General features: G+C 52.7%; 17 protein-coding genes and 1 tRNA gene. 13 read left to right on the forward strand and 5 right to left on the reverse strand.

The window, feature by feature from the left end; all coding sequences use genetic code 11:
* The first annotated feature begins 93 nt into the window (after nt 1-93).
* Nucleotides 94-723, forward strand: coding sequence for an ECs1377 family protein (locus tag OGV57_RS17720; RefSeq protein ID WP_003028217.1), 630 nt, complete (start codon nt 94-96; stop codon nt 721-723).
* A gap of 51 nt (nt 724-774) precedes the next feature.
* On the opposite strand, the gene OGV57_RS17725 is transcribed toward OGV57_RS17720, so the two are convergent.
* Together OGV57_RS17725 and OGV57_RS17730 are read right to left on the reverse strand one after the other, a co-directional pair.
* A tRNA-Arg gene (locus tag OGV57_RS17725) sits at nt 775-846 on the reverse strand.
* 75 nt (nt 847-921) lie between these two features.
* Nucleotides 922-1,863 (reverse strand): formate/nitrite transporter family protein, encoded by a 942-nt coding sequence (locus tag OGV57_RS17730; RefSeq protein WP_003839292.1) that lies wholly within the window; start codon nt 1,861-1,863, stop codon nt 922-924.
* A 288-nt stretch (nt 1,864-2,151) separates the two neighbouring features.
* Here OGV57_RS17730 and mlaA point away from each other — a divergent pair, with 288 nt between their 5' ends.
* Complete coding sequence (gene mlaA, locus OGV57_RS17735; RefSeq protein ID WP_003028190.1) at nt 2,152-2,907, forward strand: phospholipid-binding lipoprotein MlaA; 756 nt, start codon at nt 2,152-2,154, stop codon at nt 2,905-2,907.
* Nucleotides 2,908-2,966: 59 nt separating this feature from the next.
* Here the strand turns inward: mlaA and fadL are convergent, their stop codons facing one another.
* The gene (gene fadL, locus OGV57_RS17740; RefSeq protein ID WP_003845058.1) at nt 2,967-4,247 is read right to left on the reverse strand and encodes a long-chain fatty acid transporter FadL; all 1,281 of its coding nucleotides are present in this window, start codon (nt 4,245-4,247) and stop codon (nt 2,967-2,969) included.
* Between the two features lie 371 nt (nt 4,248-4,618).
* Here fadL and OGV57_RS17745 point away from each other — a divergent pair, with 371 nt between their 5' ends.
* From OGV57_RS17745 to sixA, 4 genes are all read left to right on the forward strand, one after another.
* A complete protein-coding gene (locus tag OGV57_RS17745) occupies nt 4,619-4,903 on the forward strand; it encodes a YfcZ/YiiS family protein (RefSeq protein WP_003834838.1) in 285 nt (94 codons plus the stop codon).
* Between the two features lie 176 nt (nt 4,904-5,079).
* Nucleotides 5,080-6,390 (forward strand): acetyl-CoA C-acyltransferase FadI, encoded by a 1,311-nt coding sequence (gene fadI, locus OGV57_RS17750; protein ID WP_016150715.1) that lies wholly within the window; start codon nt 5,080-5,082, stop codon nt 6,388-6,390.
* Nucleotides 6,390-8,537, forward strand: coding sequence for a fatty acid oxidation complex subunit alpha FadJ (gene fadJ / locus OGV57_RS17755; RefSeq protein ID WP_044714073.1), 2,148 nt, complete (start codon nt 6,390-6,392; stop codon nt 8,535-8,537). The genes fadI and fadJ overlap by 1 nt, the downstream gene beginning before the upstream one ends.
* 208 nt (nt 8,538-8,745) lie before the next feature.
* The gene (gene sixA, locus OGV57_RS17760; protein ID WP_003028179.1) at nt 8,746-9,231 is read left to right on the forward strand and encodes a phosphohistidine phosphatase SixA; all 486 of its coding nucleotides are present in this window, start codon (nt 8,746-8,748) and stop codon (nt 9,229-9,231) included.
* Nucleotides 9,232-9,311: 80 nt separating this feature from the next.
* Here the strand turns inward: sixA and smrB are convergent, their stop codons facing one another.
* Nucleotides 9,312-9,863: an endonuclease SmrB gene (gene smrB, locus OGV57_RS17765; RefSeq protein ID WP_286531502.1), complete on the reverse strand. Its 552-nt coding sequence runs from the start codon at nt 9,861-9,863 to the stop codon at nt 9,312-9,314.
* A gap of 166 nt (nt 9,864-10,029) precedes the next feature.
* Between smrB and prmB the strand changes: the two genes are divergently transcribed.
* Genes prmB through OGV57_RS17795 form a run of 6 tightly spaced genes read left to right on the forward strand, consistent with a single transcriptional unit; the run spans nt 10,030 to nt 14,580 of the window.
* On the forward strand, nt 10,030-10,962 hold the full coding sequence (gene prmB / locus OGV57_RS17770; protein WP_003028173.1) for a 50S ribosomal protein L3 N(5)-glutamine methyltransferase: 933 nt from the start codon (nt 10,030-10,032) through the stop codon (nt 10,960-10,962).
* A gap of 39 nt (nt 10,963-11,001) precedes the next feature.
* The gene (gene aroC / locus OGV57_RS17775) at nt 11,002-12,087 is read left to right on the forward strand and encodes a chorismate synthase (RefSeq protein ID WP_003028170.1); all 1,086 of its coding nucleotides are present in this window, start codon (nt 11,002-11,004) and stop codon (nt 12,085-12,087) included.
* Between the two features lie 3 nt (nt 12,088-12,090).
* The gene (gene mepA, locus OGV57_RS17780; protein ID WP_054528621.1) at nt 12,091-12,915 is read left to right on the forward strand and encodes a penicillin-insensitive murein endopeptidase; all 825 of its coding nucleotides are present in this window, start codon (nt 12,091-12,093) and stop codon (nt 12,913-12,915) included.
* Nucleotides 12,915-13,724, forward strand: a complete 810-nt coding sequence (locus tag OGV57_RS17785; RefSeq protein ID WP_003028167.1) for a sulfite exporter TauE/SafE family protein — start codon at nt 12,915-12,917, stop codon at nt 13,722-13,724. Before mepA ends, OGV57_RS17785 begins: the two co-directional genes overlap by 1 nt.
* Complete coding sequence (locus OGV57_RS17790; RefSeq protein ID WP_003834819.1) at nt 13,724-14,272, forward strand: elongation factor P hydroxylase; 549 nt, start codon at nt 13,724-13,726, stop codon at nt 14,270-14,272. Before OGV57_RS17785 ends, OGV57_RS17790 begins: the two co-directional genes overlap by 1 nt.
* A 32-nt stretch (nt 14,273-14,304) precedes the next feature.
* On the forward strand, nt 14,305-14,580 hold the full coding sequence (locus OGV57_RS17795; RefSeq protein WP_003028163.1) for a YfcL family protein: 276 nt from the start codon (nt 14,305-14,307) through the stop codon (nt 14,578-14,580).
* Nucleotides 14,581-14,694: 114 nt separating this feature from the next.
* Here the strand turns inward: OGV57_RS17795 and mnmC are convergent, their stop codons facing one another.
* Nucleotides 14,695-16,695, reverse strand: coding sequence for a bifunctional tRNA (5-methylaminomethyl-2-thiouridine)(34)-methyltransferase MnmC2/FAD-dependent 5-carboxymethylaminomethyl-2-thiouridine(34) oxidoreductase MnmC1 (mnmC, locus tag OGV57_RS17800; protein WP_054528620.1), 2,001 nt, complete (start codon nt 16,693-16,695; stop codon nt 14,695-14,697).
* A gap of 159 nt (nt 16,696-16,854) precedes the next feature.
* Here mnmC and fabB point away from each other — a divergent pair, with 159 nt between their 5' ends.
* On the forward strand, nt 16,855-18,069 hold the full coding sequence (gene fabB, locus OGV57_RS17805; RefSeq protein WP_003834815.1) for a beta-ketoacyl-ACP synthase I: 1,215 nt from the start codon (nt 16,855-16,857) through the stop codon (nt 18,067-18,069).
* Nucleotides 18,070-18,093 lie beyond the last annotated feature (24 nt).

Below are 18,093 nucleotides of genomic sequence, written 5' to 3' on the forward strand. Positions count from 1 at the left end.
TTGGGCGGGTTAAGCAAAGATTCCTGACATAGCAATCTTGTCGCTGGTAAAGTGAACAACCGATACCGAGATGTGGCCAGAAGGGAATTCCGTGTGACTGAACGTATTGATTATGAGACTGAAAAATACAGCTTTACTGAGGCGACTGAGAGTTCCCGCCTTACCGGCCAGTGGGCTGATGTTATTACTGAATGTCGCGAATTGAAGGCGGGACCGCAAGAGCGTCTGCGTATTGCTTTATTGAATGTGGACTACGTGACCAGTTTTGAGTTGCCTTTCCGCCTGTTATTACTCCGTACCCCGCAACTGATTGCCAGCGTGCGTGAAGAGCTGCAGCTTAGTCAGAAAAACGTCATCTTTAACGGCAAACGCTTTGGTTGTGTTTACAGCCTGAAAGCGAGTCTCGGTGGGATACCGGATGAATTTCAGTACCGCCTGTCGCATCGAATCCGGCGCATTAGCCCTGCAGGTTCAAGCGAAGCGCCATATCAGCAGATTGCTAAAACAGTAAAAGCACCACGCGAACGTCTGAAGCTGGCACTTGAATCAGGCCTTGATGTCACTGCACTGGACGGGCTTTTCTGGTTTGGCAGCCAGCGTATTGCCGCTGATGTGTTGAGGCTGAGAAAAGCAGGGATGCGGATAGCTACCAAGCAGACAATGGTGTCCGACAATCTTACTGCAACAGTGAGGAATGTGCCGTTCTACCGCCTGGCCCAGTGATGAACTGGCTGGTAATTGATTGGATTTAAACAGGATGCATTAATTTCAGAGTGTCCCCTGCAGGAATCGAACCTGCAACTAGCCCTTAGGAGGGGCTCGTTATATCCATTTAACTAAGGGGACGAAGCGGCACGAGTATAGCGTTTTTTACTCACAACGGTAAGTCTCAGGCCGCCCGACTGCTCAAACAGTCACCATTCAGGCCTGTTTTTTCTGGTTTTTCTGCGTTTGCTCATCACGCTTTGCTTGTAACCGGGCTTCTTCCTTGCGTTTGTTGCTCATATCATTGCGGATCTGCGCATGGCTCATCAGCGCGAAAATAAACGTTCCGCCACAGATATTCCCGGCGAGCGTTGGTAGCGCAAAGGGCCAGAAAAAATCACTCCAGTGCAGCGTGCCATTAAAGACCAGATAGAGAATTTCCACCGAGCCAACGACGATATGCGTGGTATCGCCTAACGCAATCAGCCAGGTCATCAGAATAATGACCACAATTTTTGCCGCCCCGGCGGCGGGGAACATCCACACCATCGTGGCAATTAACCAGCCAGAAATGATGGCGTTGGAAAACATCTCCACAGGAGAGTTTTTCATCACATCCATGCCAATCTTGACGAAAGCATCGCGGGTCTCTTCATCAAAAATCGGCATATGTTCAAACGCCCATGCTGCAACCCCGGTGCCAATAATATTACCCAGCAGTACCACGCTCCACAGGCGCATCAACAGGCCAAAATTGCCGAGGGTAGGGTTTTGCATCACCGGCAGTACGGCGGTGACGGTATTTTCGGTAAAGAGTTGTTGGCGGGCCATAATGACAATAATAAAGCCGAAGGTATAACCGAGGTTCTCGAGTAAAAATCCCCCTGGCACACCTTCCAGCTGTACGTGAAAAATCCCTTTAGCCAGTAGCGAGGCACCCATCGACAGTCCTGCTGCGATGGCTGACCACAGCAGGGCCATTGCGTCGCGCTCCATCTCTTTCTCCCCATCCTGGCGAATATGTTCATGGATCGCCATGGCGCGGGAGGGGAGTCTGTCCTCATCAAGCTCTATCTTTTTCCCTGTTAGTTTTTCATCGCTTTCCACTTCGAGTTCGTCGCTGTGTCGATCAATCTTATCTTTCTTGATGTCATTCATGGCCGAATCCTGAATAAGCACGTATTGCTAAAGCGTAGCGGCTTTTCTCTGAAAATCAGCGGGAGAAAGTCTGAGATAGCAAAAATAGTAACGTTTGTTTTTATCGGGTTAGTTAGAATAGAACCGCCGCGGAGTGCGTATTACCAGGCTATGATCAAATCAGTAAGACAGGGTATATAGACATCATTTGACGTGCTGTTACAATCGCTCACATCTAAACAGGCGGATACGTCATCGTTCCGTCATGGATGGCAATCAGCGATAGCCATAAAACACAGGGAGATACTTATGAAGCTTCGCCTGTCGGCGCTTGCGCTGGGAACCACACTTTTGGTGGGGTGTGCGAGCTCCGGTACTGAACAGCAGGGGCGTTCGGACCCATTTGAAGGGTTCAACCGTACCATGTACAACTTCAACTTTAACGTGTTGGATCCCTATGTTGTTCGACCGGTAGCAGTGGCCTGGCGTGATTATGTTCCGCAGCCGGCGCGTAATGGTTTAAGCAACTTTACGGGGAACCTTGAAGAACCGGCCGTCATGGTCAACTATTTCCTGCAAGGCGATCCTTATCAGGGGATGGTGCACTTTACTCGTTTCTTCCTGAATACCCTGTTAGGTATGGGCGGCTTTATCGATGTGGCAGGTATGGCTAATCCGAAGTTGCAACGCGTTGAACCACACCGCTTTGGCAGTACGTTAGGCCACTATGACGTGGGTTACGGGCCGTATATGCAGCTTCCGTTCTACGGTAGTTTCACACTGCGTGATGACGGCGGCGATATGGTCGATACCCTGTATCCGGTACTGTCTTGGCTGACCTGGCCGTTGTCGATAGGCAAATGGACGGTTGAAGGGATTGAAACTCGCGCGCAATTGCTCGACTCTGACGGTCTGCTGCGTCAGTCTTCCGATCCTTACATTATGGTGCGTGAAGCTTACTTCCAGCGTCATGACTTTATTGCGAACGGTGGGAAACTCAAACCAGAAGAAAACCCGAACGCGAAAGACATTCAGGACGATTTAAAAGAGATCGATTCTGAGTAAGGAATTGGGCAAATAAAAAGGTGAGCTAAAAAGCTCACCTTTTTTACGTCTGAAGAAAATCAGAATGCGTAGTTGAAGTTTGTACCAAACAGCCAGGCTTTACCTTCAGAATCGAAAGTATACGGGCCTTCTTTAACGGTCACTTTCTGGCCGTGCATATAAGAAACGCCGACGTCAATGGATGCGTCATCATTGAATGCGTAAGTCGTACCCGCACTCAGCCACAGACGATCCTGGTCCGGAATGGAGATGGAACGCTTGCTTGCTGGAACCGGGCTATCGTCATAAGCAATACCGGTACGGAACGTCCAGCTTTTATCCATATAGTAAGTTGTACCCAATGCAATGCGGTAAGAATCTTTGAAGCCTTCTTCTTTATAGAACAGTGTCTGTCCATTGGAACCTGTGGCTTTCAGCTCCTGGAACTGACTCCAGCTGGTATAGGCCATGCTGTAGTGGATAGCCCACTGTGGTGCAATACGGTTATAACCTGACAATTCCCACATTTCAGGCAGGTTAAGTGTCAGAGAACCCGGGACGGTGGCATTGGTCGTTCCCCATGGGAATGTAGTGCCAGCGCCAGGTATGGCGTTCGCCTGGGTACGGATGCCACTCTTATAATCGCCATCAAAATCAATTTTAACTTCAGAACGGTACGTTAAACCATAACGGTTATTTTTATCCAGTTCGTACAAAATCCCGGCGTTCCAGCCGTAGCCCCATTCGTCCCCTTTCAGGCTGGCAATTTTGTTGCTGACCTTCGGTAATGCAGCCGTTTGCTCACCAGAATAACGTTCAATTTTTGCATCAGCATAAACGGCGTTAAAACCGAGACCGAAGCTCCAGCTATCATTCAGACGGTAGGCGCCGCTCAGGTTAAGGTTGACCGTTTTAAGGTCGGTCTTACCGCCGTATTCACCAACGATGTAGCTGTCGTTAAATTCGGTAGCCAGACCATAGTTTGAGGTAACGGAAGCACCCCAACCAAACTGTTCGTTGATAGGCATCACGAAGTGAGCATTGGGAACCCACGCCGTAGGCGCGATGTTGTCCGCATCAGTGCTGCGTCCGGTGTATGGCGATTTACCGGAAATATTAACGTCTGGATCGATATACACCGCACCTGCTGAGAAAGTAGGGCGATCGAACATCATAATCAGTGCCGGGTTACGACTGGCGTTTCCTGCATCATCCGCAATTGCGCCTTCACCCGAATATGCCCGGCCAAGGCCAGAGGAAGAAAATTCGTTTAACTGAAAGCCTGCAGACCAGGCCTGTGTGGAGATAATTGCCACTGCGACTGCGAGAGCAGACTTTGTAAACAGGGTTTTCTGGCTCATGACCATAACCTCATAGATTTATTTTTATACAAACAATGTTACATACCGTAACAGGAGCGCGAAGTGTAGGGTCTGAGGTACGACTTAGAAATCAGACCAGTGGCGTGAGTATAGGTCGGACCAGCTGGAATGTTGCAAGTATGTTTATAAATATTTTCAAATTTGATCAGAGAAACGCGATCCAGCTGGCAAAATTGCGGAGGTGCGCACTCACCTGTTTGGGCGATTTTTGTTTTAGATCATTTTTAAGTGTGATTTCGGTCACTTATCGCATTTCGTACAATTAACGACTGGAGAGGCGAATAATGGGAGCGTAAAATATCCCCATCGTTTATCTGGCACCTCAGGTGCGAATACAGAGGAAATCTACAATGAGTAAATGCAGTGCTGATGAAACCCCGGTTTGCTGCTGTATGGATGTTGGCACCATCATGGACAACTCCGATTGCACCGCGTCCTACAGCCGTGTGTTCGCGAATCGCGCAGAGGCAGAAGAAACACTGGCCGCTCTGACTGAAAAGGCACGTGGCGTGGAATCTGAGCCTTGCCAAATAACTTCGACCTTTACTGAAGAGTCAGAAGGTGTGCGTCTGGATATCGACTTTGTTTTTGCCTGTGAAGCTGAAACGCTGATTTTCCAGCTGGGCCTGCGTTAATCCCCTCTGCAAAAGCCCTTGCTATCTGATAGCAAGGGCTTTTTCGTAACTGTCAGTGATTATTCACTGTGTCTTAGCTCCCACTTTCTTTTCTCCCCGCTTGGCTAAATGTAAAAAATTGGTTAAGACTATGATCAGGTCAGACCACTTATTTTATTTTTTTACAGGGGAGTGTTATGAGTCAGGCTTTACCGCTGGTTACCCGCCAGGGCGACCGTATTGCCATTGTAAGTGGATTGCGTACGCCATTTGCTCGTCAGGCTACCGCGTTTCATGGCATTCCCGCCGTTGATTTAGGTAAAATGGTCGTCGGTGAGCTGCTGGCGCGCAGCGAAATTCCTGCCGATGTGATCGAGCAACTGGTTTTTGGTCAGGTGGTGCAAATGCCTGAAGCACCAAATATTGCTCGTGAAATTGTGCTGGGAACCGGCATGAATGTACATACCGATGCATACAGCGTGAGCAGGGCCTGCGCGACCAGTTTCCAGGCGGTGGCGAATGTCGCGGAAAGCCTGATGGCGGGGTCTATTCGTGCTGGAATTGCGGGTGGTGCGGACTCCTCGTCAGTCTTGCCTATTGGCGTTAGTAAAAAGCTGGCGCGGGTGCTGGTGGATGTCAATAAGGCCCGGACAACCGGTCAACGCCTTAAACTCTTTTCCCGATTGCGCTTACGTGACCTGATGCCTGTGCCGCCGGCCGTCGCCGAGTATTCCACCGGTTTGCGTATGGGGGATACGGCTGAGCAAATGGCCAAAACCTATGGTATTACCCGAGAGCAGCAGGATGCTCTGGCGCACCGCTCTCATCAGCGTGCCGCTCAGGCATGGGCTGAAGGAAAGCTGGCAGATGAGGTAATGACTACCTACGCGCCACCGTTTAAAGATCCTTTTTCAGAAGATAACAACATTCGCGGTAACTCTACGCTGGCCGATTACGCCAAACTACGTCCGGCGTTTGACCGCAAGCACGGCACCGTCACCGCGGCAAACAGTACCCCGCTAACGGACGGCGCTGCCGCCGTGATCATGATGACGGAGTCGCGTGCGAAAGAGTTGGGGCTGGTGCCGCTGGGGTACTTGCGTAGTTTTGCTTTTACCGCCATCGATGTCTGGCAGGACATGCTGCTGGGACCGGCGTGGTCAACACCGCTTGCCCTGGAGAGAGCCGGTCTGACGATGGCAGATTTAACCCTGATCGATATGCATGAAGCCTTTGCCGCGCAAACGCTGGCGAATCTTCAGCTGTTGGGTAGCGAACGTTTTGCCCGCGACGTGCTGGGCAGGAGGCATGCCACTGGCGAGGTTGATGACAGTAAATTTAACGTGCTGGGCGGATCGATTGCCTATGGACACCCCTTTGCTGCCACCGGTGCGCGCATGATCACTCAAACCCTCCATGAGCTGCGTCGTCGTGGCGGCGGTTTTGGTTTAGTGACAGCCTGTGCAGCTGGTGGTCTGGGTGCGGCAATGGTTCTGGAGGCGGAATAATGGAAATGACATCGGCTTTTACACTAAACGTACGTCTGGATAACGTTGCTGTTGTCACCATTGATGTGCCCGGAGAGAAAATGAACACCCTGAAAGCAGAGTTTGCTTCTCAGGTGCGGGCCATTCTGAAACAAATCCGCGATAACAAAGCATTGCGTGGTGTGGTGTTTATTTCGGCTAAACCCGATAACTTCATTGCCGGGGCGGATATCAACATGATTGGTAGCTGTCGCAGCGCGCAGGAAGCCGAAACGCTGGCCCGTCAGGGGCAGCAGATGATGGCGGAAATTAATGCTTTACCGATCCCGGTTATCGCCGCGATTCATGGTGCATGCCTCGGCGGTGGCCTGGAGATGGCGCTGGCGTGCCACAACCGTATTTGTACCGATGATGCTAAAACCGTACTGGGTTTACCGGAAGTACAACTTGGCTTGTTGCCCGGCTCCGGTGGTACGCAGCGGCTGCCGCGCCTGATTGGCGTCAGTACCGCACTGGATATGATCCTCACCGGAAAACAATTACGCGCAAAACAGGCGCTGAAAGTTGGTTTAGTGGATGAAGTTGTACCGCATTCCATTTTGCTGGAAGCGGCCGTTGAACTGGCTAAAAAGGACAGTTCTGCGCAACGAACACTGCCCGTAAGAGAGCGAGTGTTGGCGGGGCCGCTGGGGCGGGCGCTGTTGTTCCGCATGGCCAGTAAAAAGACGGCGCAAAAAACGCAAGGTAACTACCCTGCAACAGAACGTATCCTTGAGGTCATCGAAACCGGGCTAGCGCAAGGCAGCAGTAGTGGTTACGACGCAGAGGCCCGCGCGTTTGGTGAGCTGGCGATGACATCCCAGTCTCAGGCGCTACGGCACATCTTTTTTGCCAACACCGACGTGAAAAAGGATCCGGGAAGCGATGCGAAGCCCGGTCCGCTGGACAGCGTTGGCATTTTGGGCGGCGGTCTGATGGGGGGCGGTATTGCTTATGTGACGGCCTGTAAAGGCGGCTTGCCTGTGCGCATCAAAGATATAAATGCTAAGGGAATCAATCATGCGCTGAAGTATAGCTGGGATCAGCTTGAAACGAAGGTTCGCCGCCGTCATATCAAAGCCAGCGAACGCGATAAACAACTGGCGCTGATTTCGGGAGCGATCGACTACCGTGGCTTTGCGCATCGCGATTTGATTATTGAAGCCGTGTTTGAAGATCTGTCGCTAAAACAACGGATGGTGGCAGAAGTTGAGCAAAATTGCGCACCTCATACCGTTTTTGCTTCTAACACCTCATCTTTGCCCATTGGCGATATTGCTGCGAATGCTACCAGGCCTGAACAAGTGATTGGTTTACACTTTTTTAGTCCGGTGGAAAAAATGCCGTTGGTCGAAGTGATCCCACATGCCACGACCTCGGAGCAGACGATTGCAACTACCGTTAAGTTAGCGAAAAAACAGGGCAAAACGCCGATAGTGGTCAGAGATAAGGCCGGCTTTTACGTTAACCGCATTTTAGCGCCTTACATTAACGAAGCGATTCGTATGTTGACCGAGGGCGAGCGGGTCGAAACCATAGACGCCGCGCTGGTTAAGTTTGGTTTTCCAGTTGGGCCAATCCAACTTTTGGATGAGGTCGGAATTGATACGGGCACTAAAATTATACCAGTGCTTGAGGCTGCATATGGAGAACGTTTTAGCGCGCCTGCAAATGTTGTTGCTTCAATTTTGAATGACGATCGCAAAGGTAGAAAAAATGGTCGGGGTTTCTATCTTTATGGTGTGAAAGGGCGTAAAAGCAAAAAACAGGTCGACCCTGCAATTTATACGCTTATTGGCGTTCAGGGTCAGGGCCGACTTACCGCTGCACAGGTAGCAGAGCGGTGCGTCATGTTAATGCTCAATGAAGCTGCTCGTTGTTTCGACGAGAAGATAGTCCGTAGCGCACGTGATGGCGACATCGGCGCTGTATTTGGTATTGGTTTTCCGCCATTCCTCGGCGGCCCGTTCCGGTATATGGATTCACTCGGCGCGGGAGAAGTGGTTGCGACTCTGCAACGGCTGACCACGCAATACGGCTCGCGGTTTGCGCCGTGTGAACAGTTATTGCAGATGGCGGCACACAGTGAAAAATTCTGGAATATTGGGGAAACTGACCTGAATTCATGAGGTCAAAGGTAGGATGAATCCGCACTGAATGTATGGCTCGCGCTCAAAATGTAAACAGAGATTGACTATACTTACGCCGTTGAGGTAAAAAACAGCGTTTCATTCGGTGAATGGATAAGGCACAATGCCGGCCACCATATCGTTAGCACGGCCAATAGGGGCTGTGAATAAAGGTATTGGTGATTCTGGTTAACAAAAGCGGTGCAATATGCAAGTTTTTATCATGCGTCACGGCGACGCGGCCCTCGATGCCGCCAGTGATTCGGTTCGTCCCTTAACCTCCTGTGGTTGTGACGAATCTCGCCTGATGGCGAACTGGCTGAAAGGTCAAAAAGTGGATATCGAACGTGTTCTGGTGAGCCCGTTCCTACGAGCCGAACAAACGCTGGATGTGGTGGGGGAGTGTATGAACCTGCCAACCGGTGTGGATGTTTTGCCGGAGTTGACTCCTTGCGGCGATGTCGGTCTGGTCAGTGCCTATTTACAGGCTCTGGCCAATGAAGGTATCGCCACGGCACTGGTTATCTCTCACTTGCCTTTAGTGGGGTATCTGGTGTCTGAGCTTTGCCCAGGTGAAACACCGCCGATGTTTACCACATCAGCGATTGCCAGCGTAACGCTTGATGAGAGCGGGAAGGGGACTTTTAACTGGCAGATGAGCCCGTGTAACCTGAAAATGGCAAAAGCGATTTAAAAAGGTTGGTATCGGATAAGGCGCAGCCGTCATCCGAAAATGCAAAGAGCCGCAAACGCGGCTCTTTCTGTTTTTCTGCATCACGGAAGTTCGGGCGGTAGCCACTCTTCTACTTCAATTAGCACCAGCAGCGCGGCGTCGCCACCGTACTCTTTCGGTGCCTGATGAAAAGCCATCACGTGCGGATGCTGGACCAGCCAAAGCGGCGTTTGCTGTTTCAAAATATGTTTTCCGTGGCCATGCATCACGCAGGCGCAAAATACATGCTCACGACGACAGGCGGCAATCAGCGCGCCTAACTCTTGTTTGGCCTGCTGCTGGGTCAGCCCATGCAGATCGAGAAACAGCTCCGGAGAGTAATCGCCACGGCGCATTTTCTTCAGTTCGAAATGGCTGACGTCGGCACGCAAGTATCTTACCGGGCCGTCCGTATTCAGCAGCGGCTGAAACTCATCCGAGAAATAGTGGCTGGCATCAGCCTGCTCCTGTAGCAGTCTTTTAACCGGAACCTCGGCAATTTTTTTACGTGGAGGTCGGTGAACAATGGTGTCCTGTTTAATTTTACGCGTGCCGGTCATCAGCTGGCGAAACAGCGTCTGATCCTCCTCGCTGAGCGATGTTTTCTTTTTCATTCGAGAGTCTCAACTTTTATTTTCCATTAGTTTAACCCGACTCGGCGGGCATCCGATCGCTTAAAACGCAATTTTCGCGCTCAGGCCCTGTGTGAATGCTGATTTATCGCCGTCTTCGTGGCAAACTAGCCGCCGAAATTAATACGAGCATGCCCTGGAGGAATACGTGGATAAAATTTTCGTCGATGAAGCAGTGAGTGAACTGCATACCATTCAGGACATGTTGCGTTGGGCGGTCAGCCGTTTTAGCGCGGCGAACATCTGGTATGGCCATGGCACGGATAACCCATGGGACGAGGCCGTACAACTGGTGCTGCCGTCACTTTATTTGCCGTTGGATATTCCGGAAGACATGCGTACAGCGCGTCTGACCTCCAGCGAGCGTCATCGTATTGTTGAACGCGTGATTCGCCGCGTCAACGAGCGCATTCCGGTTGCTTATCTGACCAACAAAGCCTGGTTTTGCGGGCATGAGTTTTATGTTGATGAACGCGTGCTGGTTCCGCGTTCACCGATTGGCGAGCTTATCAATAACCGCTTTGCGGGCCTTATTAATGAGCAGCCGCAGCATATCCTCGATATGTGTACCGGCAGCGGTTGTATTGCCATTGCCTGCGCGTATGCCTTCCCGGAAGCCGAAGTTGATGCGGTGGATATCTCCACTGACGCGCTGGCGGTGACCGAACACAATATTGAAGAACACGGCCTGATCCATCACGTCACGCCGATCCGTTCCGATCTGTTCCGCGATCTGCTGAAAGTCCAGTATGACCTGATTGTGACCAACCCGCCGTATGTCGATGCGGAAGATATGTCCGATCTGCCAAACGAATATCGTCACGAACCTGAGCTGGGTCTGGCGTCCGGCAGTGATGGGCTGAAACTTACCCGCCGCATCCTGGGGAACGCCCCAGACTACCTGTCAGATAACGGTATTCTGATTTGTGAAGTCGGAAACAGCATGGTACATCTGATAGAGCAATATCCGGATGTACCGTTCACCTGGCTGGAGTTCGACAACGGCGGTGACGGCGTATTCATGCTGACCAAAGAGCAGTTAGTTGCTGCTCGTGAGCACTTCAGCATTTATAAAGACTAATTACACGCGCAAATACACAACACTCATAACGGAGCCGTGATGGCAGGAAACACAATTGGGCAACTCTTTCGCGTAACCACTTTCGGCGAATCACACGGGCTGGCGCTCGGTTGTATTGTCGATGGTGTTCCGCCGGGCATTTCTCTGACAGAAGCTGACCTGCAGCACGATCTCGACAGACGGCGTCCAGGCACATCGCGCTACACTACGCAGCGTCGTGAGCCGGATCAGGTGAAAATCCTCTCCGGGGTGTTCGAGGGCGTTACCACTGGCACCAGCATTGGCCTGCTGATCGAAAATACCGATCAGCGTTCACAGGATTACGGCGCGATTAAGGACGTTTTTCGTCCAGGACACGCCGACTATACCTATGAGCAGAAATATGGCCTGCGCGACTACCGTGGTGGCGGACGTTCGTCCGCACGTGAAACAGCGATGCGCGTGGCGGCCGGAGCGATTGCCAAAAAATATCTGGCGGAAAAGTTCGGCGTTGAGATTCGCGGTTGCCTGACGCAGATGGGGGATATTCCGCTGGAGATAAAAGACTGGTCCCAGGTGGAACTTAACCCGTTCTTTTGTCCGGACCCGGATAAACTCGAAGCGCTGGACGAACTGATGCGCGGGCTGAAGAAAGAGGGCGACTCCATCGGGGCGAAGGTGACCGTTGTTGCAAGCGGTGTGCCTGCGGGTCTTGGCGAACCTGTATTCGACCGCCTGGATGCCGACATCGCCCATGCGCTGATGAGCATTAACGCCGTTAAGGGCGTTGAGATTGGCGACGGATTTGACGTTGTTGCGCTGCGTGGCAGCCAGAACCGAGATGAAATCACCAAAGAAGGTTTCCAGAGTAACCATGCGGGCGGCATTCTGGGTGGGATCAGCAGCGGGCAACAAATCATTGCTCATATGGCGCTGAAACCGACGTCCAGTATTACCGTTCCAGGGCGCACCATTAACCGCTTTGGTGAAGAAGTCGAAATGATCACTAAAGGTCGTCACGATCCGTGCGTTGGGATCCGCGCCGTACCGATCGCCGAGGCGATGCTGGCGATCGTATTGATGGATCACCTGCTGCGTCAGCGGGCGCAAAACGCGGACGTGAAGACCGATATTCCACGCTGGTAAGAGATGAAAAAAACGGCACTTGCGGCGCTGGCTCTGTTTGCCAGTACCGCCTGTCTGGCGGCGACGCCCTGGCAGAAAATTACCCATCCGGTTGCGGGCAGCGCGCAGTCTATCGGTGCGTTTTCCAATGGCTGTATTGTTGGCGCAGATACGCTGCCTGTACAGTCAGAACATTATCAGGTGATGCGCACCGATCAGCGTCGTTACTTTGGCCATCCGGATCTGGTGAGGTTTATCCAGCGTCTGAGTAATCAGGCTAATAGTCAGGGGCTGGGCACGGTGTTAATCGGCGATATGGGTATGCCGGCCGGTGGGCGATTCAATGGCGGTCACGCCAGCCACCAGACGGGACTGGATGTTGATATTTTCCTGCAACTGCCGAAAACGCGCTGGACCCAGTCGCAACTGCTGCGGCCGCAGGCGTTAGATCTGGTCTCACAGGACGGCAAACGTGTTGTGCCATCACTGTGGAAACCGGAGATTTTTAGCCTGGTAAGGCTGGCTGCAAAAGATAATGAAGTAACGCGTATTTTCGTGAATCCGGCGATTAAGCAACAACTTTGTCTGGATGCAGGGACCGACAGGGACTGGTTGCGTAAAGTGCGGCCATGGTTCCAGCATCGTGCGCATATGCACGTGCGGTTACGTTGCCCTGCCGACAGCCTTGAGTGCGAAGATCAACCGTTACCGCCACCGGGTGACGGCTGTGGCGTGGAGCTGCAAAGCTGGTTCGAACCTCCAAAACCTGGAACCACCAAGCCTGAGAAGAAGACACCGCCGCCGTTGCCGCCTTCCTGCCAGGCGCTACTGGACGAGCATGTACTCTAATGGATCATTTTGCCTCTCTGTTTATGGTGTCGCCACTGCTGCTAGGTGTGCTGTTTTTTGTGGCGATGCTGGCAGGTTTTATTGATTCTCTGGCCGGAGGCGGTGGTCTACTCACCATCCCGGCATTGATGGCGGCCGGGATGCCACCTGCGCAAGCGCTGGCGACCAATAAGCTGCAGGCCTGCGGGGGATCTATCTCTTCCTCCCTCTATTTTATTCGTCGTGGCGTGGTTAATCTGGCGGATCAGAAGCTCAATATCTTCATGACGTTTGTCGGATCAATGAGCGGGGCGCTATTGGTTCAGCACGTGCAGTCAGATGTTCTGCGCCAGATCCTGCCGGTTCTGGTTATCTGTATTGGCCTTTACTTTCTGTTGATGCCGAAAGTGGGGGAAGAGGACCGACAGCGTCGATTGCACGGTTTACCTTTCGCGCTGGTGGCGGGAGGCTGCGTCGGTTTTTACGATGGCTTTTTTGGTCCGGCGGCAGGGTCGTTCTACGCGCTGGCCTTTGTCATGCTGTGCGGATACAACCTGGCGAAATCGACGGCCCACGCCAAAGTATTAAATGCCACATCGAATATCGGTGGGTTGTTGTTGTTTGCCCTCGGCGGCAAAGTGATTTGGGCGACAGGTTTTGTGATGCTCATTGGCCAGTTTATTGGCGCACGGATGGGCTCTCGACTGGTGCTCAGCAAAGGACAAAAACTCATTCGGCCAATGATCGTTATTGTCTCCGCCGTGATGAGCGCCAAGCTACTTTATGATAATCATGGACAGGAGATTCTCCACTGGCTGGGGATGAATTAATGAATAATACGCATCACTACGAACAGTTAATTGAGATTTTTAACGGCTGCTTTGCCGATGAATTTAATACCCGTCTGATTAAAGGCGACGACGAACCGATCTATCTTCCTGCGGATGCGGAATTACCGTATCACCGTATCGTTTTTGCGCATGGTTATTACGCCAGTGCGTTACACGAAATTTCACACTGGTGCATCGCCGGTAAAGCTCGTCGTGAGCTGGTCGATTTTGGTTACTGGTACTGCCCGGACGGACGCGACGCGAAGACACAATGCCAGTTTGAAGATGTGGAAGTGAAGCCGCAGGCGTTTGACTGGTTGTTTTGCATGGCGGCGGGGTACCCGTTTAACGTCAGTTGCGACAACCTCGAAGGGGACTTTGAACCAGACCGCGTGGTATTCCAGCGCCGTGTTCATGCTCAGGTAATGGAGTACCTGGAAAAGGGGATCCCTGAACGTCCGGCGCGTTTTATTAACGCGTTACAGAATTATTATCACACGCCTGAACTTACGGCGGAACAATTCCCGTGGCCCGAAGCGCTCAACTGAAGCCGCTGCCACGTTTACAATGAGGAAAGAAGATGATCGCGGAGTTTGAATCACGCATTCTGGCATTAATCGACGATATGGTAGAGCACGCCAGCGATGATGAGTTGTTTGCCAGTGGCTATTTGCGTGGGCACCTGACGCTGGCTGTGGCTGAGTTGGATGCTGGCGAGGACCATTCCGCTGAGGCATTGTACGCCAATGTGACCAGCAGCCTGGAAAAAGCCATCAGCGCAGGCGAACTCTCGCCGCGTGACCAGGCGTTAGTGAAAGAGATGTGGGACACTTTATTTCAAAAGGCAACGCAATAATAATTGCAGTGGATTGTGCCGGATGGCGACGCGAAGGCGTCTTATCCGGCCTACGTGGACGGGGGGGGTTGGCCTGATAAGCGTAGCGCCATCAGGCAATGATGAGATGGTATCTTATTTCACCGCTTTACCCTTCAATAACTTCCTTACCCACAGACGATTCGGATTCAGCGCAGCCAGCGTGCTGGCATCCATAGGGATAGGTTCATCGCTCATTTGCGATGCCAGAATTTCTGCACACAGCGGGGCAGTACACAGCCCGCGCGAGCCCAGCGCACCCAACATAAATAAATCGGAATAAACCGGGGCGTTTACGGCGTGCTCTCTGTCTTCGGCAAGAGTGGCATACTGGCTGAGCGTGGCGTCATAATCCGCGACGTTGCCGACCATTGGCATGTGATCGCGCGTGGCGCAGCGCACTCCACAACGGGCGGCATTGCCACTAACGTCTACTTCTTTTGCCCACGCGGCATTCGGGAAACAATCTATTAAGCGCTGACGGTTTTGCTGCTGATCGTCAGCACGATACACCGTTTCTTCACTTCCGCGATGATAACTGGCGCCAATGCAGTGCTGCTGATTTTGCGGGTTGTGCGGCGTGAGGTAGCCGTCATAGCACAGCACCTGACGCAGCGCTGAAAGCGAAGGCGTAGTAGGAATGTGACTCACCTGACCGCCTACGGAGTACACCGGTAGCGACTGCGTCTGTTCAACGCTGTTAATGCGATGCCCGTTAGCCAGAACTACCGCAGCGTGAGTGGCGGTTGCTCCACTGGCAAACGCCAATTTCCAGTTTTCTGTCTGTCGAGACAGTGAGGCCAGCGTATGTTGATACCGGGGGCGTAATCCCAGCGTTGCGGCATAGTCGAATACGGCGGCGGTTAGCTCTGCCGGACATAGCCATCCTCCGGCGGGGTACTGAATCCCGCCGCATCCGGTTTTTACGCCTGTCGTTTGTAAAACCTGCTCTGCGTCAACCCCGACGGCGAGCGCATTGGGCAACTCAAGGGACAACATTTGGTCGATTTTTTGCTGGCTTTTCTCATCCCACGCCAGTTGCGTCACGCCGCACCAGTCATGCGCGAACTCAACGGGGAGGGCGTCATACAGCCGGCGGGCGAAAGTAAACGCGGAGGGGAAAAAGAGATTAATGGCCGCGTCATGCTTGCTCAGTAGCGGATAAAGAGCGCCCTGGCGATTGCCGGATGCACCCCCGGCTGGGTTATCGTCGGCGCAATAGAGCGTGACCTGCCAGCCGCGGCGCAGTAACGCCAACGACAGCAATGCGCTGGCAATCCCCCCGCCAATAATGGCGGCTTCGCGTTTATCTGTTCCGGTACGTGCAAACCAGGGTGCTGAGGAGGGGAGCGCCAGCGTCTTATCCATTACGCCACAAAGCATTTCTCGTTTGCGACCAAAGCCTTTGCATTTTTGCATCGTAAACCCGGCTTCCTGCAATCCCCGACGCACAAAGCCTGCTGAGGTGAAGGTCGCCAGCGTGCCGCCGGGGCGAGCCAGACGGGCCATTGCGTTAAACAGCGTTGGCGTCCACATATCCGGATTTTTTGCCGGCGCGAAACCGTCCAGAAACCAGGCATCCACTTTTTGATTCAGGGAGTCATCCAGCTTGCTGGTCAGTTCGTTAATATCGCCAAACCACAGATCCAGCGTGACGCGTCCTTCATCAAGGAGCAGGCGATGGCATCCCGCCAGCGGCAGCGGCCATTGCTCTTGCAGCGCCGTGGCCCACGGGGCAAGTTCTGGCCAGTGCTGATGGGCTAAGGTCAGATCTTCACGCGTCAGCGGAAATTTTTCAAAACTGATGAAATGTAATCTTTCCAGGGTAGCGTCAGGGTGGGTATCGCGGAATTCGGCAAACGCCTGCCAGAGTGTCAGGAAGTTAAGTCCGGTGCCAAACCCACTTTCTGCTACTACGAAGAGGGGACGTGAATGTGCAGGGAATCGCTGGGCGAGATGATTCCCGCCGAGAAAGACGTAACGTGTCTCTTCCAGCCCGTTATCATTAGAAAAATAGACATCGTCAAAATCTCGGGAAACAGGTGTACCCTCAGCGTTGAATTCAAGGTTGGCAGGTTGTATAGCGTATTGTTTCACGTAAGTTACTCGTCTGGCAGGCTGTGCCCCGATCTTAGCGATGAGTGCCTGGCTGCGCAAATTTCCACATTAAATGGCTGATCGGACTTGTTCGGCGTACAAGTGTACGCTATTGTGCCACTCGAAACTTTAAAATAGTGCGACTTACAGAGGTATTGAATGAAACGTGCAGTGATTACTGGCTTGGGCATCGTTTCCAGCATCGGTAATAACCAGCAGGAAGTCCTGGCATCTCTGCGTGAAGGACGTTCAGGGATCACTTTCTCTCAGGAGCTGAAGGACTCCGGCATGCGTAGCCACGTATGGGGCAACGTAAAACTGGATACCACTGGCCTCATTGACCGCAAAGTAGTGCGCTTCATGAGCGACGCATCCATCTATGCATTCCTTTCTATGGAACAGGCAGTGGCTGATGCCGGCCTTGCAGCAGAAGATTACCAGAATAACCCGCGCGTTGGCCTGATTGCAGGTTCCGGCGGCGGCTCCCCGCGTTTTCAGGTGTTCGGTGCTGACGCAATGCGTAGCCCGCGTGGCCTGAAAGCGGTTGGCCCGTATGTGGTCACCAAAGCGATGGCGTCCGGCGTTTCTGCCTGCCTCGCAACGCCGTTCAAAATCCACGGCGTAAACTACTCTATCAGCTCTGCCTGTGCGACATCTGCGCACTGTATCGGCAACGCAGTAGAACAAATTCAGCTGGGCAAGCAAGACATCGTTTTCGCTGGCGGCGGCGAAGAGCTGTGCTGGGAAATGGCGTGTGAATTCGACGCCATGGGCGCGCTGTCTACCAAATATAACGACGATCCATCCAAAGCTTCCCGTACCTATGACGCACACCGTGACGGTTTCGTTATTGCTGGCGGCGGCGGTATGGTCGTGGTCGAAGAGCTGGAACACGCGCTGGCACGTGGCGCGCACATCTATGCGGAAATCGTCGGTTATGGCGCAACGTCCGATGGCGCAGACATGGTTGCTCCGTCTGGCGAAGGCGCAGTACGTTGCATGCAGATGGCGATGCACGGCGTAGACACGCCGATCGACTACCTGAACTCCCACGGTACCTCTACTCCGGTAGGCGACGTGAAAGAGCTGGGTGCGATTCGTGAAGTGTTTGGCGACAACAGCCCGGCAATCTCCGCAACCAAAGCGATGACCGGTCACTCACTGGGCGCGGCTGGCGTTCAGGAAGCTATCTACTCTCTGCTGATGCTGGAACACGGTTTTATCGCGCCAAGCATCAACATTGAAGAGCTGGACGAGCAGGCGGCAGGTCTGAACATCGTGACCAAACCGACCGAGCAGGCGCTGACGACTGTAATGTCCAACAGCTTCGGTTTTGGCGGCACCAACGCCACGCTGGTTATGCGTAAGCTGTAAGCGTAAGACTGAAAGATTATGCAA

It is taken from the genome of Citrobacter sp. Cf087 (assembly GCF_030334285.1).
GTDB classification, from domain to species: Bacteria; Pseudomonadota; Gammaproteobacteria; order Enterobacterales; family Enterobacteriaceae; genus Citrobacter; species Citrobacter freundii.

Excerpts from the sequence above, each read along its gene's own strand:
- OGV57_RS17730 (WP_003839292.1), bottom strand. The coding sequence starts at position 1,863 with ATGAATGACATCAAGAAAGATAAGATTGATCGACACAGCGACGAACTC.
- mlaA (WP_003028190.1), top strand. The coding sequence starts at position 2,152 with ATGAAGCTTCGCCTGTCGGCGCTTGCGCTGGGAACCACACTTTTGGTG.
- fadL (WP_003845058.1), bottom strand. The coding sequence starts at position 4,247 with ATGAGCCAGAAAACCCTGTTTACAAAGTCTGCTCTCGCAGTCGCAGTG.
- OGV57_RS17745 (WP_003834838.1), top strand. The coding sequence starts at position 4,619 with ATGAGTAAATGCAGTGCTGATGAAACCCCGGTTTGCTGCTGTATGGAT.
- fadI (WP_016150715.1), top strand. The coding sequence starts at position 5,080 with ATGAGTCAGGCTTTACCGCTGGTTACCCGCCAGGGCGACCGTATTGCC.
- fadJ (WP_044714073.1), top strand. The coding sequence starts at position 6,390 with ATGGAAATGACATCGGCTTTTACACTAAACGTACGTCTGGATAACGTT.
- sixA (WP_003028179.1), top strand. The coding sequence starts at position 8,746 with ATGCAAGTTTTTATCATGCGTCACGGCGACGCGGCCCTCGATGCCGCC.
- smrB (WP_286531502.1), bottom strand. The coding sequence starts at position 9,863 with ATGAAAAAGAAAACATCGCTCAGCGAGGAGGATCAGACGCTGTTTCGC.
- aroC (WP_003028170.1), top strand. The coding sequence starts at position 11,002 with ATGGCAGGAAACACAATTGGGCAACTCTTTCGCGTAACCACTTTCGGC.
- mepA (WP_054528621.1), top strand. The coding sequence starts at position 12,091 with ATGAAAAAAACGGCACTTGCGGCGCTGGCTCTGTTTGCCAGTACCGCC.
- OGV57_RS17785 (WP_003028167.1), top strand. The coding sequence starts at position 12,915 with ATGGATCATTTTGCCTCTCTGTTTATGGTGTCGCCACTGCTGCTAGGT.
- OGV57_RS17790 (WP_003834819.1), top strand. The coding sequence starts at position 13,724 with ATGAATAATACGCATCACTACGAACAGTTAATTGAGATTTTTAACGGC.
- OGV57_RS17795 (WP_003028163.1), top strand. The coding sequence starts at position 14,305 with ATGATCGCGGAGTTTGAATCACGCATTCTGGCATTAATCGACGATATG.
- fabB (WP_003834815.1), top strand. The coding sequence starts at position 16,855 with ATGAAACGTGCAGTGATTACTGGCTTGGGCATCGTTTCCAGCATCGGT.